The sequence below is a fragment of the Ruegeria lacuscaerulensis genome, assembly GCF_013034685.1.
GTDB lineage: Bacteria > Pseudomonadota > Alphaproteobacteria > Rhodobacterales > Rhodobacteraceae > Ruegeria > Ruegeria lacuscaerulensis_B.
Genome location: NZ_WQGO01000002.1, coordinates 229,007 through 242,980 on the forward strand (window position 1 = coordinate 229,007; position 13,974 = coordinate 242,980).

General features: G+C 55.8%; 14 protein-coding genes. 3 read left to right on the forward strand and 11 right to left on the reverse strand.

Going from position 1 to position 13,974, the window contains the following annotated elements; genetic code table 11:
* Positions 1-20: 20 nt before the first annotated feature.
* A complete protein-coding gene (locus tag GOV80_RS05440) occupies positions 21-1,541 on the reverse strand; it encodes a sugar ABC transporter ATP-binding protein (protein ID WP_170783163.1) in 1,521 nt (506 codons plus the stop codon).
* Positions 1,538-2,386 (reverse strand): sugar phosphate isomerase/epimerase family protein, encoded by an 849-nt coding sequence (locus GOV80_RS05445; protein ID WP_170783164.1) that lies wholly within the window; start codon positions 2,384-2,386, stop codon positions 1,538-1,540. Before GOV80_RS05445 ends, GOV80_RS05440 begins: the two co-directional genes overlap by 4 nt.
* 109 nt (positions 2,387-2,495) lie before the next feature.
* On the opposite strand from GOV80_RS05445, the gene GOV80_RS05450 reads away from it, so the two are divergent.
* Positions 2,496-3,509 carry a LacI family DNA-binding transcriptional regulator gene (locus tag GOV80_RS05450; RefSeq protein WP_170783165.1) on the forward strand — a complete coding sequence of 338 codons (1,014 nt, stop codon included), beginning with the start codon at positions 2,496-2,498 and terminating at the stop codon, positions 3,507-3,509.
* 117 nt (positions 3,510-3,626) lie between these two features.
* On the opposite strand, the gene GOV80_RS05455 is transcribed toward GOV80_RS05450, so the two are convergent.
* The 4 genes from GOV80_RS05455 to ugpB all read right to left on the reverse strand — a co-directional run bounded on the left by GOV80_RS05455 (position 3,627) and on the right by ugpB (position 7,796).
* The gene (locus GOV80_RS05455) at positions 3,627-4,682 is read right to left on the reverse strand and encodes a sn-glycerol-3-phosphate import ATP-binding protein UgpC (RefSeq protein ID WP_170783166.1); all 1,056 of its coding nucleotides are present in this window, start codon (positions 4,680-4,682) and stop codon (positions 3,627-3,629) included.
* 3 nt (positions 4,683-4,685) lie between these two features.
* Complete coding sequence (ugpE, locus tag GOV80_RS05460; RefSeq protein WP_170783677.1) at positions 4,686-5,522, reverse strand: sn-glycerol-3-phosphate ABC transporter permease UgpE; 837 nt, start codon at positions 5,520-5,522, stop codon at positions 4,686-4,688.
* A gap of 20 nt (positions 5,523-5,542) precedes the next feature.
* Positions 5,543-6,424, reverse strand: a complete 882-nt coding sequence (ugpA, locus tag GOV80_RS05465) for a sn-glycerol-3-phosphate ABC transporter permease UgpA (protein WP_170783167.1) — start codon at positions 6,422-6,424, stop codon at positions 5,543-5,545.
* A 61-nt stretch (positions 6,425-6,485) separates the two neighbouring features.
* On the reverse strand, positions 6,486-7,796 hold the full coding sequence (gene ugpB, locus GOV80_RS05470; protein WP_170783168.1) for a sn-glycerol-3-phosphate ABC transporter substrate-binding protein UgpB: 1,311 nt from the start codon (positions 7,794-7,796) through the stop codon (positions 6,486-6,488).
* 172 nt (positions 7,797-7,968) lie between these two features.
* Here ugpB and GOV80_RS05475 point away from each other — a divergent pair, with 172 nt between their 5' ends.
* Positions 7,969-8,871: a LysR substrate-binding domain-containing protein gene (locus GOV80_RS05475; protein ID WP_170783169.1), complete on the forward strand. Its 903-nt coding sequence runs from the start codon at positions 7,969-7,971 to the stop codon at positions 8,869-8,871.
* A 244-nt stretch (positions 8,872-9,115) separates the two neighbouring features.
* Here GOV80_RS05475 and GOV80_RS05480 read toward each other — a convergent pair whose 3' ends face one another.
* From GOV80_RS05480 to GOV80_RS05500, 5 genes are read right to left on the reverse strand one after another with little or no spacing between them, the layout of a single operon-like run.
* Complete coding sequence (locus tag GOV80_RS05480; RefSeq protein WP_170783170.1) at positions 9,116-10,147, reverse strand: L-idonate 5-dehydrogenase; 1,032 nt, start codon at positions 10,145-10,147, stop codon at positions 9,116-9,118.
* A gap of 3 nt (positions 10,148-10,150) precedes the next feature.
* Complete coding sequence (locus GOV80_RS05485; RefSeq protein ID WP_170783171.1) at positions 10,151-10,909, reverse strand: SDR family oxidoreductase; 759 nt, start codon at positions 10,907-10,909, stop codon at positions 10,151-10,153.
* 3 nt (positions 10,910-10,912) lie between these two features.
* On the reverse strand, positions 10,913-11,260 hold the full coding sequence (locus GOV80_RS05490) for a non-heme iron oxygenase ferredoxin subunit (RefSeq protein ID WP_237215704.1): 348 nt from the start codon (positions 11,258-11,260) through the stop codon (positions 10,913-10,915).
* Positions 11,261-11,287: 27 nt separating this feature from the next.
* On the reverse strand, positions 11,288-12,025 hold the full coding sequence (locus GOV80_RS05495) for an SDR family oxidoreductase (protein WP_170771648.1): 738 nt from the start codon (positions 12,023-12,025) through the stop codon (positions 11,288-11,290).
* Positions 12,022-12,720 carry a GntR family transcriptional regulator gene (locus GOV80_RS05500; RefSeq protein WP_170771650.1) on the reverse strand — a complete coding sequence of 233 codons (699 nt, stop codon included), beginning with the start codon at positions 12,718-12,720 and terminating at the stop codon, positions 12,022-12,024. Before GOV80_RS05500 ends, GOV80_RS05495 begins: the two co-directional genes overlap by 4 nt.
* A 177-nt stretch (positions 12,721-12,897) precedes the next feature.
* On the opposite strand from GOV80_RS05500, the gene GOV80_RS05505 reads away from it, so the two are divergent.
* The gene (locus tag GOV80_RS05505) at positions 12,898-13,929 is read left to right on the forward strand and encodes a sterol desaturase family protein (RefSeq protein WP_170783172.1); all 1,032 of its coding nucleotides are present in this window, start codon (positions 12,898-12,900) and stop codon (positions 13,927-13,929) included.
* Positions 13,930-13,974 lie beyond the last annotated feature (45 nt).

Sequence of the window (13,974 nt, forward strand, 5' to 3'; positions counted from 1 at the left end):
ATTTCTTGAGCGCGCAGGTTTCATGAGGTTTCAAGTCCCAAATGCGCTTCAGTTGCTGCATGCATGACCTCAGTCTCACTGGCGCCATATCCAAATTCGGCCACGATTTTACCGTCGCTCATCACCAGAACCCGGTCCGATATGCCTAGAACCTCGGGCAAGTCAGACGAGATTGCCATAACCGCCGCGCCGTCTTGTGCCAAACTGCGCATCTGAGCGTAGATGACGGCCTTGGTGTTGACGTCGATCCCTCTGGTCGGTTCAACAAAGATCAGGACTTTTGGAGCCAAGGACAGCCAGCGGGCAACGATGGCCTTTTGCTGATTACCGCCGGACAAAGACTGAATCTCGACCTCGTAATTCGCAGCTCGCAGGTCAAAGGCGTCAAACAGCTTATCCATCTGATCCAGTGTCGCAACCGACGTATTGTTCGGCGCGCCCAAGGGGTTGGAAAACGCGCGTGCCGAGATCATTCCGTTGTCCCGAACCGATTGCATCAGCATGAGCCCCTCGGCCTTGCGATCACCTGGCAACATGGCGATGCCCGCCTTGGCGGCCTTGCGCGGGCTTGTCAGCGAAACCGGTTGCCCTTCGACCGACACTGTGCCGGTCTCAAAGGGTTCTGCGCCAAACAAGGCCAACGCCAATGCAGTGCGACCTGCCCCCTGAACACCTGCGAATCCGGTGATCTGACCTGCACACAGTTCAAGATCAATGTCGAACAAGCGCGCGTTACCCCCACCGTGCACGGTCAGAACCGGTGCGCCGACCTCGTCCGATGTTGCGGGGTCGGGATAGAAATGCCCGATGTCTCGCCCGACCATAGCTTCTACGATTTGGCCGGTTTCGGGCACATCATCAAACGCGGCAGCTACTTTTCCGTCCTTGATGACGGTCACACGGTCGGCCAGACGCCGAATTTCGCGCATACGATGGGTAATATAGACGATCGAACGCCCCTGCCCCCGCAGGTCTTCGACCAGTTGAAACAGCAAGTCACATTCCGCATCGTTTAGGGCTGCGGTTGGCTCGTCCATGACGATCACTTGCGCGTTCAAAGACAATGCTTTCGCGATTTCAACCATCTGCTGCTGCGCGACGTCCAGATCACTGACCAGCGTGTCGGGTCCAAACCGATGGCGATCTCCAAACAAAGCCAGCACGTTGCGCGTTTCGCGCCGCATCCTCGCGGCGTCCAAAATACCAAACCGGTTGGTTGGTTCGCGACCCAGAAATATATTCTCGGCCACTGTTCTGTCCGGCAGCAGCGAGAACTCCTGATAGATCACACTCACACCCTGGGTGAGCGATTCCAGCGGATGCTGAAACCGAACCTTCCGACCGCGAAGGAATATTTCCCCTTCCTCCGCCTGATAAACACCCGACAGAACTTTCATCAGGGTGGACTTGCCCGCGCCGTTTTCTCCGACCAACGCGTGGACCTCACCAGCCCGAGCCGAAAAACTGACCGAATCCAGCGCTTTGATCCCTGGAAAAACCTTGGTGATCCCTTTCATCTCAAAGATTGCGTCACCGGTCATGCTTGGGCCCAATTCTTACGAATGAACTCAGCACTGTCCCGAAACAACTGCGCAGGAGTATCGAACATGGGGCGCCAGATACGCGTAGCCGCAGCAAGTTCCGGCACGCCTGCGCCAAAGGCTTCCATAACGACCCATCCGTCGAACCCGGTCTTTTTCACGGATGAGAAAACCCGCCCAAAATCAATCTGCCCTGTTCCAGGGGTGCCCCGATCATTTTCAGAAATGTGCAGCACGTTGATTTGACCAACGACTGCGGCGATTGCCCTTGCCTGCTCTTTTTCCTCGATATGTGCGTGAAAGGTATCGTACATGATCCCAAAAGCGGGATGATCGACCATTTTACAGTATTGCGCGGCCTGTTGGGCGGTGTTCAGGAAATGGGTCTCAAACCGGTTGAGCGGCTCAAGCGCCAACCGCATTCCTTGCACTGATGCCTTTTCTGCCATCCGATGATGAGCATCAGCACCGCGTTTCCATTCTTCGGTAGTCGGACCACTGCCGGTGAAGTGGCCGATCGGTGCGTGGAAAGGTCCCCCGATGGTTTGAGCACCCAGTGCGTTGGCGCAATCCACGATCCAGTCCAGATGCTCCAGCCCACGCTCGCGGATTTCAGGATCAGCACTGGTGGGGTCCGCATTCGGGTCAGGCGTAATCGCGGTGCATGTTCGCTCCAACCCCAATGCGTCCAATTCGCCGCCCAGCCATTCATAGTGATCGGCTGTTCCTTCGAGCACGGGAATTTCAACACCGTCATACCCTACTTCAGCCGCTAACTGACAGAACTTCAGCTGCGACTGGTCGATAAATCCACCGACACAAAGCAGGTTCACGCCCAGCTTCATTTCCCCTCCCAAGGCAAAATCGCACACCCGTCTCGAATCTTATGTAATCGTTTTCATTTTTAATGTAAAGGATTACATTCTGTCTTTTTCGCTGCTATTACTGGCTGACATGACAAAGAAATCGAACAACAGACCCACGGTTCGGGACGTTGCACGGGTGGCCGGAGTTTCGACGGCTACAGTAAGTCGGGCGCTGCAATCCCCTGATATCGTTTCTAAAAAAACACGGGATGCAGTGTTTGCCGCCGTTTCGGAAACAGGCTACAGCGTCAATACTGCTGCACAGATGCTGCGTCGCAACAGGTCCGGGACTATACTTGTCATCCTCCCGGATATCTCCAACCCCTTCTTCTCGAAAATCCTTTCCGGTATCGAAGAGGTTGCCACCCGCGCAAATTTGACAATTCTGATAGGCAACACAAACGGGGATAGCACGCGCTACGCGAATATCCTCGAAAACCTGCGCAATGGACGCGCGGACGGGGCCTTGATCCTGAACGGGGAAGCGCCCCCAGACGGAATGCTACCCGAAGGCACCCCTGCCGTTTCGATCTCAGAACGCCTGGACGGAACACCTTATCCGCACGTTGGCACGGATAATGAAAGGGCCGCATTCGACGCCACACGGTACTTAATTGAACAAGGTCACCGAAAAATCGCCCATGTCACCGGACCTCAGGACAATACGCTGACCAAAGACAGGCGAGATGGATATGTGAAAGCAATGACCGAAGCGGGGCTGTCAGACCACATTCGCCTCATAGACGGAGGCTTCGTTTACTCAGACGGTGAACACGCAGGGCACCACCTGGCAAAAAACTGGCCCGACACGACTGCCGTGTTTTGCGCAAACGACGAATCCGCCATGGGGGTCATACGAAGCCTGCAACAGCACGGCTACTCGGTACCGGATGATATATCCGTCATGGGTTTTGACGACGTCCCTTTCGCTCGTATTTTCCAGCCTGAGTTGACCACAGTGCATCAGGCCCGGAACCTTATTGGACAACGCGCCATGGAAATATTGCTGGAACAACTTGAAAAGAAACCCTTTTCGACCGGCTCGGTCTATTTGGATCACAGAATCGTTTCGCGAAACAGCGTGGCCGGACCGCGAAATTAAAGTACAGCATCAGGACCGTGCCGAAAGTTCAATAGAGCGTCGATGCCGTAAGGGACCAGCATGTCCCAAGGCCAGGACAGCATTTGAACCCACAAACCTTGTTCCGCGGGGACGGTATCAGCTTTCCAGCCGCTTACCTGTTTTGCTGTCAAACAAGTGCATATGCTCGGGCGCAACCGAAAACCGCATTTTCGGGTGGTGACCTTCGATAGGGTGGACGCCCGGAAGACTGATCGTGATTGTAGCGCCAGAGTTGGCAAGGTGGCCGTGTAGCAACGTGTTTGCGCCCAACGGCTCTGCCATTTGTACACTGGTTTCAAAGGGGCCGCTATTGTCAGCAAACAAATGTTCGGGACGGATACCCAGCATTAGGTTGGCATCCGGGCCTTGTGCAGGGCCAATCTCGATATCCCCAACCTTGATCAATCCGTTTTCGCGGCGCGCGTCAAAAATATTCATCGCGGGGCTGCCGATGAATTGCGCTGCAAAAAGTGTTTTCGGCGTTTCGTAAACCTCAAGCGGAGTTCCGATCTGCTCGGCCACGCCTGCGTTCATCACGATCATCCGGTCCGCCATTGTCATGGCTTCGACCTGATCATGCGTCACGTACAGGGATGTAATCCCAAGTTTTTCCTGAAGTTCACGGATTTCAAGGCGCATCTGCACGCGCAGCTTGGCGTCCAGATTCGAGAGCGGTTCATCAAACAGGAAAACAGCTGGTTCGCGAACAATGGCCCGACCCATTGCCACCCGTTGACGCTGGCCACCGGACAACTGTCTGGGTTTTCGATCCAACAATGGCTCAAGCTGCAACAGCTTGGCCGCTTCGGTCACTTTCGCATCAATTTGCGTCTTAGGCAGTCCAGCGATCTTCAGCCCATAGCCCATGTTCTGGCGCACCGACATATGCGGATAGAGCGCATAATTCTGGAACACCATCGCGATGTCGCGGTCCATCGGCTCTTTCTCATTGGCGCGCTCATCGCCAATGCGGATTTCGCCCAAAGTAACGGTTTCCAAACCGGCCACCATGCGCAAAAGCGTAGATTTCCCACAGCCCGACGGGCCGACGATCACAATGAACTCTCCGTCGGCAATGTCGATGTCGATGCCGTGGATCACATCCGTGGGACCAAAGCTTTTCTTGACGTCTTGCAGGGTTACAGTTGCCATTTCTTACTTCTCGCTATCGACAAGGCCGCGCACAAACAGCTTTTGCATGGATACGACGACGATGACCGGCGGGATCATCGCCAGTATGGATGTGGCCATGATCGTCGGCCAATGGGCAAAATCATCGCCCGAAGGGAACATCTGCTTGATGCCCATTACGATGGTGTTCATTTCCGGATCGGTGGTGATCAGCAGCGGCCACAGATATTGGTTCCAGCCATAAATGAACAGGATCACGAACAGCGCCGCGATATTGGTGCGGCTCATGGGCACGACAATATCAATGAAAAACCGCATCGGGCGGGCACCATCGACACGTGCGGCCTCGGCCAATTCATCGGGAATGGTCAGAAAGAACTGACGGAACAGGAAGGTCGCGGTGGCCGAAGCGATCAGCGGGAAGATCAGCCCCGAATAGCTGTTGAGCATACCAAACCCGGCCACAACCTCGAATGTAGGAACGATCCGCACCTCGACCGGCAGCATGAGGGTGATGAAGATCATCCAGAAAAATGTCTGACGACCGGGAAAGCGGAAGTAAACAATCGCAAAGGCCGACAGCAGCGAGATGATGATCTTACCCACGGCAATGCCGATGGCCATCACCAGACTGTTGAACAGCATCGTCGCCACGGGCACGTTGACGCCTGAAAACAGCGCCGCCTTGTAATTCACCCAGAACTGGTCCCCTGGCATCACCGGCATAGGGGGCGACACGATATCAGCCTGCGTGACAGTCGAGGCAACAAAGGCCAGCCAGATCGGAAAGAAGATGATCAGAACGCCCAGGATCATGAAGGCATGGGTCAGCCAGATTCCCGCGCCGCGTTTCTCGACCATTCCGTGTTGTTGGGCGGCCATCAGTAGTGCACCCTCTTTTCCACGTATTTGAACTGGATGATGGTCAGCAGGCCAACTACGACCAACAGGATGACCGACTGGGCCGAGGACGATCCCAGATCTTGCCCCACGAACCCGTCGGAAAAGACCTTGTAGACCAGAATGGTCGTGGCTTGTTGCGGCCCGCCCCCGGTGATCGTGTGGATAACCCCGAAGGTTTCAAAGAACGCATAGACCACATTCACCACCAGCAGGAAAAACGCGGTTGGCGACAGCAATGGCAACACGATGGTGAAGAACCGCCGCCAAAAGCGGGCGCCGTCGATCGCGGCGGCCTCGATCACCGATCTGGGGACCGATTGCAGGGCTGCGAAGAAAAACAGGAAGTTGTAGCTGATACGCCCCCAGGCCGAAGCTACGACGACCAGTCCCATCGCCTCGGTCCCGTTCAGAACGTGGTTCCAATCATAGCCAAGCTGGCCCAGATACCATGAGATCACGCCGACGCGAGTGTTGAACATGAACAGCCACAACACCCCGGCCACAGCAGGCGCGACCGCATAGGGCCAGATCAACAGCGTCCGATAGACGCCCGATCCTTTGATCAGCCGATCCGCCAAAACCGCCAGAAACAGCGCCGGAATCATTGAGCAGAGCGTAACCAGCGTCGAAAACACCGCGGTGGTCACGAAAGACGCACGATAGAACTTGTCGCTGAGCAGGAATTCAAAATTGCCCAATCCAACGAATTGCGAAGATAACCCGAACGGGTCGGGGATAAACAAAGATTGCCAGATCGCCTGACCTGCGGGGTAAAAGAAGAAAACGGCCGAGATGATGACTTGCGGCGCGATCAGTGCTAGTGGCAAAAGCCAGCCGCGAAAGGTGACGCGTTTTTCCATCCTAGAGGCCCATCAGCAGATAAACATGTGGGCCAGGACCGACCCACATGTGCCTTTAATTTTAGCGATTTGCAGTCTCAAAGCGGCGCAACAGGGCGTCTCCGCGTTCTTTTGCACTGTCCATCGCCTCTTGTGCGGTCTTTTCTCCCGACCAGATCGCCTCAAGTTCCTCGTCGATAATGCCGCGGATTTGGTCGAACGACCCAAGACGCAGACCTTTGGAATTAGCGGTTGGCTCTTTCGCGGTCATCTGGATCACGGCAATATCAGTGCCAGGGTTCTCTTCATAGAACCCTGCATTGCGCGTCTCGACACCGGCTTCGGCGGTGATCGGCAGATAGCCAGTATTCTGGTGCCAATCGGCCTGAACACCAGAGGTCGACAGGAAGCTGAGAAACTCGCCAACGCCTTTATATGCATCGTCCTCATGGCCTTCCATCACCCAAAGCGAAGCACCGCCGATAATCGTGTTCTGCGGCTCGCTGATCACGCCAGACCAATAGGGCAGCGGGCGGACATCAAAGTCGAACTGGGCCTCGGCCTTGATGCCCGCATAGCCCGCTGAGCTTTCGGTAAACAGTGCGCACTCGCCAGACCGGAAGTTGGCTCCGCCTTCGTTGCGGCGACCGGTATAGATGAATTTTCCGTCCTTGGCCCAATCACCCATGGCAGTCAGGTGCGCGACCTGCGTGGGCCCGTTCAACATCAACTCGGTGTCCAGACCGGCAAACCCATTGTCCTTCGAGGCAAACGGGACGTCGTGATATGCGGACAGGTTTTCAAGGTGAATCCAGCTCTGCCAAGCGGTGACCAGCGGGCAGTCTTCACCGCCTGCTTTCAACTGATCCAAAACCGTGCCGACATTTTCCCACGTAGACAGGTCGGTGTCGGGATCAACACCGGCAGCTTCGAAAGCGTCACGATTGACCCACAGAACTGGCGTCGACGAGTTGAAGGGCAAGGACAGCATGTCGCCATCGGTCGTGGTATAATAGCCTTTGACGGCGCCGATATAGGCGTCGGGGTCAAAGGATGCGCCGCTTTCGGCCATGACCTCAAACACAGGTTTGACAGCTCCCTCGGCGGACATCATCGTGGCAGTGCCGACTTCGAACACCATCAGGATGTGGGGTTGTTCCCCCGCGCGAAACGCCGCGATGCCTGCGTTCAAGGTTTCCGAGTAGTTGCCCTTGTGGCTTTCCACCACGACAAATTCATCCTGGCTTGCGTTGAATTCTTCCACTTGGGCTTTCACAAGCTCACCCAGACGACCTGTGAAAGCGTGCCAGAACTGAACTTCGGTCTGCGCCATTGCCGCCACCGGAGACAAAGCAGTTGTTACGGCAAGAGCGCCGAGAAATTTCTTTTTCATGATTCCTCCCATGCATCAGGTTCGATGCTTCGTTGAATACCGACCGCTCAACAGCTTCGGCACACATGACGATTTCCCGACGTTAAACGCACAGAATTATAATTCAAGTCCGATCTGATGGATAAAAAAATAACATGGTGTTATGAAAGCTTGGGAACGATTGGAAACAGCGATGAACCAAACTCTGCGGGTCCGGCAATTGGAAGCACTTATGGCCGTGACGACCAATGGCTCGGTCACGGCGGCCGCAGTCGATTTGGGCGTAAGCCAACCGGCTGTCAGCAGGCTACTTTCAGATCTTGAAAAGTCGCTTGGGTTTCAACTTTTCGACCGTCGAGAAGGTCGTTTGGTTCCCACGCAAGAGGTGCGCTACCTCCTGCCTAGCGTTGAACGCGTCCTTGAGTTGATGAATCAAATCTCGGATGTCAGCCAGGACATCACGCAGCGCAAGGCAGGGCATATTCGCGTTGCCTGCCTTCCCGGATTTGCAACCAGCCATCTGCCCAACGTGGTTGCAGGGTTTTTAAAAGATCGACCCGGAGTGACTTTGACGATCGAACCGGACCGGCCAGAGCGCATTCTGGAATGGATGATCGGAGAGCAATATGATTTCGGCATAACAGACAGTTTCAACGGTCATCCTGCGGTTGAAAGCAACAACATCGACGTCCGCACCGTTTGCGTTTTCCCAACAGGACATCACCTTGAAAACCTGTCTACCATAGCACCAGCGGATCTTGCTGACTGCAAACTGATCCACACCCGACGAGACAGCGATTTCTTCAGCAGGCTTTCCAAAGCCTTTCACAACGTCAATGCGACGTTGAATTCGCATATCGAGGTCAGGCAGTTTACCGCGGCCTGCGAGCTGGCCATGAAAGGCGTAGGCGTTTCTGTCGTCAGCGAGTTGGACGCCGTGCAATACGCCTCACGTGGTCTTAGCTTTCGACCGTTCACACCTGAACTTCCACATACCCTTTCGCTCGTCCGGCCTATCCTGAAGCAACCGTCGCTGGTGACGTTAGAGTTCATTGAACAGTTCAAGGAAAGCCTTACCCCATTTGCAGTTCAATAAGTCGGGCAGATAGTCCGATTTTTTGCGTTATTTAGAGCCACAATCGTTTCATCTTGGTGGAGAATGACGCGCTGAGCCTGGCCTGCGTGCAACACAAGGTCTTGGTATTTGGTCGTGATCCCGTAGTGGGGACCGCTGAACCTGATCGAACTCAGCGGCAAGCTGTTTAACTGGGGCATTGCCCAGCAAATTGGCCTCTCATTCCGAGTCCTGAGCTTCTAAAAAAGGATTTCGCTTGGGGCTCCTATCCGAATGCGATTTGCGCCTTCATTGCCTGCGTTCGATCCCCCGCCAGGTCAAAGCCCGCCTGCGCCTGGTCCAAAGGCACCGTGTGCGAGATCAGCGGTTTCACATCCAGGCTGCCATTCTGCATCAGGGCAATGGCGGTGGGGAATTCCTCGTGGAACCGGAACGAGCCGCGCAGGTCCAGTTCCTTGGCGGTCAGCATCTGCATAGGGATGGTCATGTCTCCGCCCAGACCCAGTTGCAGAACGATGCCGCGCGGACGCAGCGCGGCAATGCCTGCGGCCAGCGCCTGGGGGCTGCCGGAACATTCGTAGAGGATATCGAAGGTGCCTTTGCCCGCCTGATAGGCGGCCAACGCGTCGCTATCGTGCGCCACGTTGATGACCCGATCGGCACCCACCCGAGACGCAAAGCCAAGCGCGTTATCCTCAAGGTCGGTCACGACAATCTCGGTCGCCCCTGCTGCACGTGCAGCCAGCACAGCCAGAGTGCCAATGGGACCGCTGCCGGTGATCAGAACCCGCTTGCCCAGAATTTCTCCCGCGCGCCGGGTGCCATGCAACACAACCGAGAGCGGCTCGGCCATCGCCGCCTCACCCGCCGTCAGGCCCGTTGCACGCACGCATTGGCTGGCATCTGCCACCAGAACCTCACGAAACGCGCCCTGAATATGCGGGAACGGCATGGCAGAGCCGTAAAACCGCATGTTTTCACAATGATTGCGCAGACCTTCGGCACAGTACTGGCATTTCCCGCAGGGCCGCGATGGGGACACGGCAACCAAATCGCCAACTGCCAGCCCGTCGACACCTTCGCCCAACGCCTCGACGTGACCCGAAACCTCATGCCCCAGAATCATCGGCTCGCGCAGGCGCACCGTGCCAAAACCACCGTGGTTGTAATAATGCAAATCCGAGCCGCAAATACCCCCTGCGGCCATTTTTATGCGAACCTGACCGGATCCTGGCTCTGGCACTTCGCGGGTTTCAATACGTAGGTCGCGGGCGGAGTGAATGACAATCGCACGCATGGCTTACAAGCTCGCCGTGATGCCGCCGTCCACGAACAGAGTATGTCCGTTGACAAAGCTGGATGCCGGGGACGACAGGAACACGCAGGCCCCCACCAGTTCCTCGACCTTGCCCCAGCGGCCCGCCGGGGTGCGTTTTTCCAGCCAGGCCGAGAATTCGGGATCGTTGACCAGCGCCTCATTCAGGGGCGTATCGAAATAGCCCGGCGCGATTGCGTTGCATTGCAGCCCATGCTTGGCCCAGTCAGTGGCCATACCCTTTGTCAGATTGCCTACGGCGCCTTTGGTCGCGGTGTAAGGCGCAATGCCGGGCCGGGCGAGCGCGGTTTGAACGCTGGCGATGTTGATGATTTTACCCGCACCGCGGCCGATCATATGCCGCGCACAGGCTTGCCCAACGTTGAAGACCGTTGAGATATTGGTCTCCAGCAGCTTGCTGAACATCTCGGCGGGGTAATTCTCCAGTTCTGTCCGAAACTGCATCCCGGCGTTGTTGACCAGAATGTCGATCTGTCCTGCGCTCTCATATTCGTCAACTGCAGTCTTGACGGCCGCATGATCGGTGGCGTCGAAAGGCAGCGCCGTGACGCTGTGACCTTCGCCGGCCAGCTTGGCAACGGCTGCATCCAGTTTGGTCGTATCGCGGCCATTCAACACCACCGAGGCACCGGCCTCGGCCAAGCCTCGCGCCAGCGCAAATCCGATCCCCTGAGAGGATCCGGTGACAAGGGCAGTTTTTCCGGTCAGGTCAAATAGGGTCATGGTTCAGATCTCAACATAAACATCGTCGCCTTCAACAGCGACAGGGTAGGTTTTCAGCGCCTCGCAAGCTGGTGCTGCGGTGGGGTCGCCGGTGCGGTAATCAAAGGCCCCGAAATGCAGCGGGCATTCGATGTTGAACTCGTCCACCAGCCCGTCGGACAGGTGCTGCTTTTCGTGGGTGCAATAACCATCGGTGGCATAAAAATTTCCGTCCGGGCCGTGGATGATGATCAGGCTTTTGTCCCCATAATCAAAGCGAAATACGTCCTCTTCTTCGATGTCGCCCGTTGAACAGGCGCGGATTTTCTCGGCCATATAGCCCTCAGATTCTGTGAAATGCGTCATGGCCATGCGATGCACGAATGGTGTCCACCTGGGTCACCCGCGCCCGATGAAAGGCATGTTGGTGGCCATGACGGTCATGAACTGGACATTCGCCTCAAGCGGCAGATCGGCCATATGCAGAACTGATTGCGCCACGTTCTCGACACTCATCACTGGTTCAGGCTTTATCGACCCGTCCGCCTGCGGCACACCGCCGGACATTCTCGAGGTCATTTCGGACGCCGTATTGCCAATGTCTATCTGGCCGCACGCGATGTTAAACGGGCGACCATCCAACGAGATCGACCGGGTCATGCCCGTGATTGCATGTTTGGAACTTGTATAGGGCGCTGATCCGGGTCGGGGCACCGCAGCCGAGATCGAGCCATTGTTGATGATCCGTCCGCCCTGCGGGTCCTGATCGCGCATTAGGTTAAACGCCCCCCGCGCGCACAGAAACGCTCCATAGAGGTTTACGTTCATCACGGTCAGGAAATCCTCGGGTGGGATATCCCCAATCGGCGCTGCGGGCACATTGTTGCCGGCGTTGTTGAACAGGACATCCAAACGCCCATGCGCTTGTTTGATCTGGTCGTACAGGGCATCAACCTGTGCCGCATCCGTCACGTCGCAGGCCAAAGCTAACCCGCCGCCCATGGCAGCAACAGTTTCGTCCAGCGGTTCCTGCCGCCGTCCGGTGACCACAACCGTGTATCCGTTTTCGGCCAGCTTCACCGCACAGGCCTTGCCAATGCCAGAGCCGCCGCCCGTCACCAAAGCAATCTTGCTCATGTCCCTTTTCCTCCCTTGGGCGCCAACCTGTCTGGCAGGCGGTTATTGTCTTCATACAACGCCAAATGCGCGCGTATCGCATCAAGGCAAGCAGGCAAGTCGCGGGCGATGGCAGCATCATAAATCGCCCGATGTTCGCCCCGCGTGACCTGCGAGAACCCGAACCCGGCGATCCGGGATACGGCGTACATTCGAAACGTGTCGTAGACGGACTTGTAGGTCTGCATCAGCAGATCAGATTTGCACGCCCCCAACAATGTGCTGTGAAACACCCAGTCCTGCCGGGACCAGCGCCTGAGAAACGGTTCAATATCATCCGCCTGCTCCATACGCACCTCGATAAATTCAAGGTTGTGATGCGCCGCGTTCAGCGCCATTTCCCATTCGAAATCCCCTTGTTTCAACGCCATTTCAGCCGCTTCGCATTCCAGCAAAAGCCGCAGATGCGCCGCCTGCCGAAACGTGTCTTCCGAATGCTCGACTGCGCGGAAACCATGGTTCTTTTCGTTTTCGACAAAACCTTCTCCGGCCAGCCGCAATAATGCCTCACGAAGGGCTGCGGTGGTGCTGCCGAACTCGACCTTGAGGTGCTGAGGTTTCAGACGTTCCCCAGACTTCCATCGCCCCCAGATCAGCCCATCGCGCAGGCTGTCGTAAATATCCGGCGAGGATTGCAGGGCAGAGGAGTCGTCCATGTCAAAAGGCGTAAGGACAGGTTGAAGTCACGTCAAGATTATTTTGGGAGATGTCTATTTTTTCGCCATTCCAAGACAGTTTCGAAACTTTTGTTGACGGAATGCAGGCTCCTCTCTATCCGAGTATAAGGTCAGTAGCGCCCTTTTTTCCGGGTTTGGGTGTGGGAAGGACATGAAATGGCGAAAAAGCCCAAGATCACGATTGACGAACATGGTCAGGAACGAAACCGCCGTGGTGAGTGGTGGTCGGGCCGCCCGGTTTTTCTTGAACCGGTGCTGGACGATCCGCTGAATTTCCCGAAGATATTCAAATGGCTAACTGGTTTTCCGGGGTTTTTCTTTCCGTGGTTTGCCATTTACATGGTCCTGATCGGCGTCTGCTATGTCTGGTTCACGCCAGAACTGTCGCGCATGGAAACTTTCCAACTTGGTTGGATGGGTGAGATTTTCTTGCGCAATCTTGTGCTGATCTGGGTTTGGACTGGGATAATCCACCTGTGGTTCTGCGGTTTCAAAATGCAGGGGCGTCTAAAAAAGTACAACGCCAACTGGCAGGCAAAGAACAACGCTACTTTCCTTTTCAGTGATCAGGTCTGGGACAATATTTTCTGGGCGCAGGTCGGTACACTGATCTGGACCGGTTACGAATGTTTCCTGTGGTGGGGCTATGCAAATGGCTGGATGCCCTATCTTGATCCGGCCGAGCATCCGATCCTGTTCTGCCTTCTCATGATGGCAATTCCGTTCTGGCGCAACTTTCACTTCTACTGGATTCACCGGCTGATCCATTGGAAACCACTGTATGACTGGGTACATTTCCTGCACCACAAGAACGTGAATGTCGGCCCTTGGTCCGGATTGGCAATGCATCCGGTTGAACATCTGATCTATTTCTCGTGCATGCTGATTCACGTGATCGTACCCAGCCATCCGCTGCACATGATGTTCAACGGGTTCCAGACTGCCCTCGGCCCTGCAGTCAGCCATTCAGGATTCGATGAAATCGTGTTTGGAGATGAGCTGGCCCTGCGCAATGACCGCTATATGCACTATTTGCACCACCGCTATCACAACGTAAATTTCGGCGAAAGCAACGTGCCGCTGGATAAATGGTTCGGCAGCCTCCATGACGGCACCCCCGAATCTGACGAACATTTCCGCAAGCTGCATACAGAGCGCGCCAAAGCCATGCGCGGCCGCCAAGAATGAGCAACACTTTCACTGCTGCACCTCAGATCGCGGGGGCAACAGCGC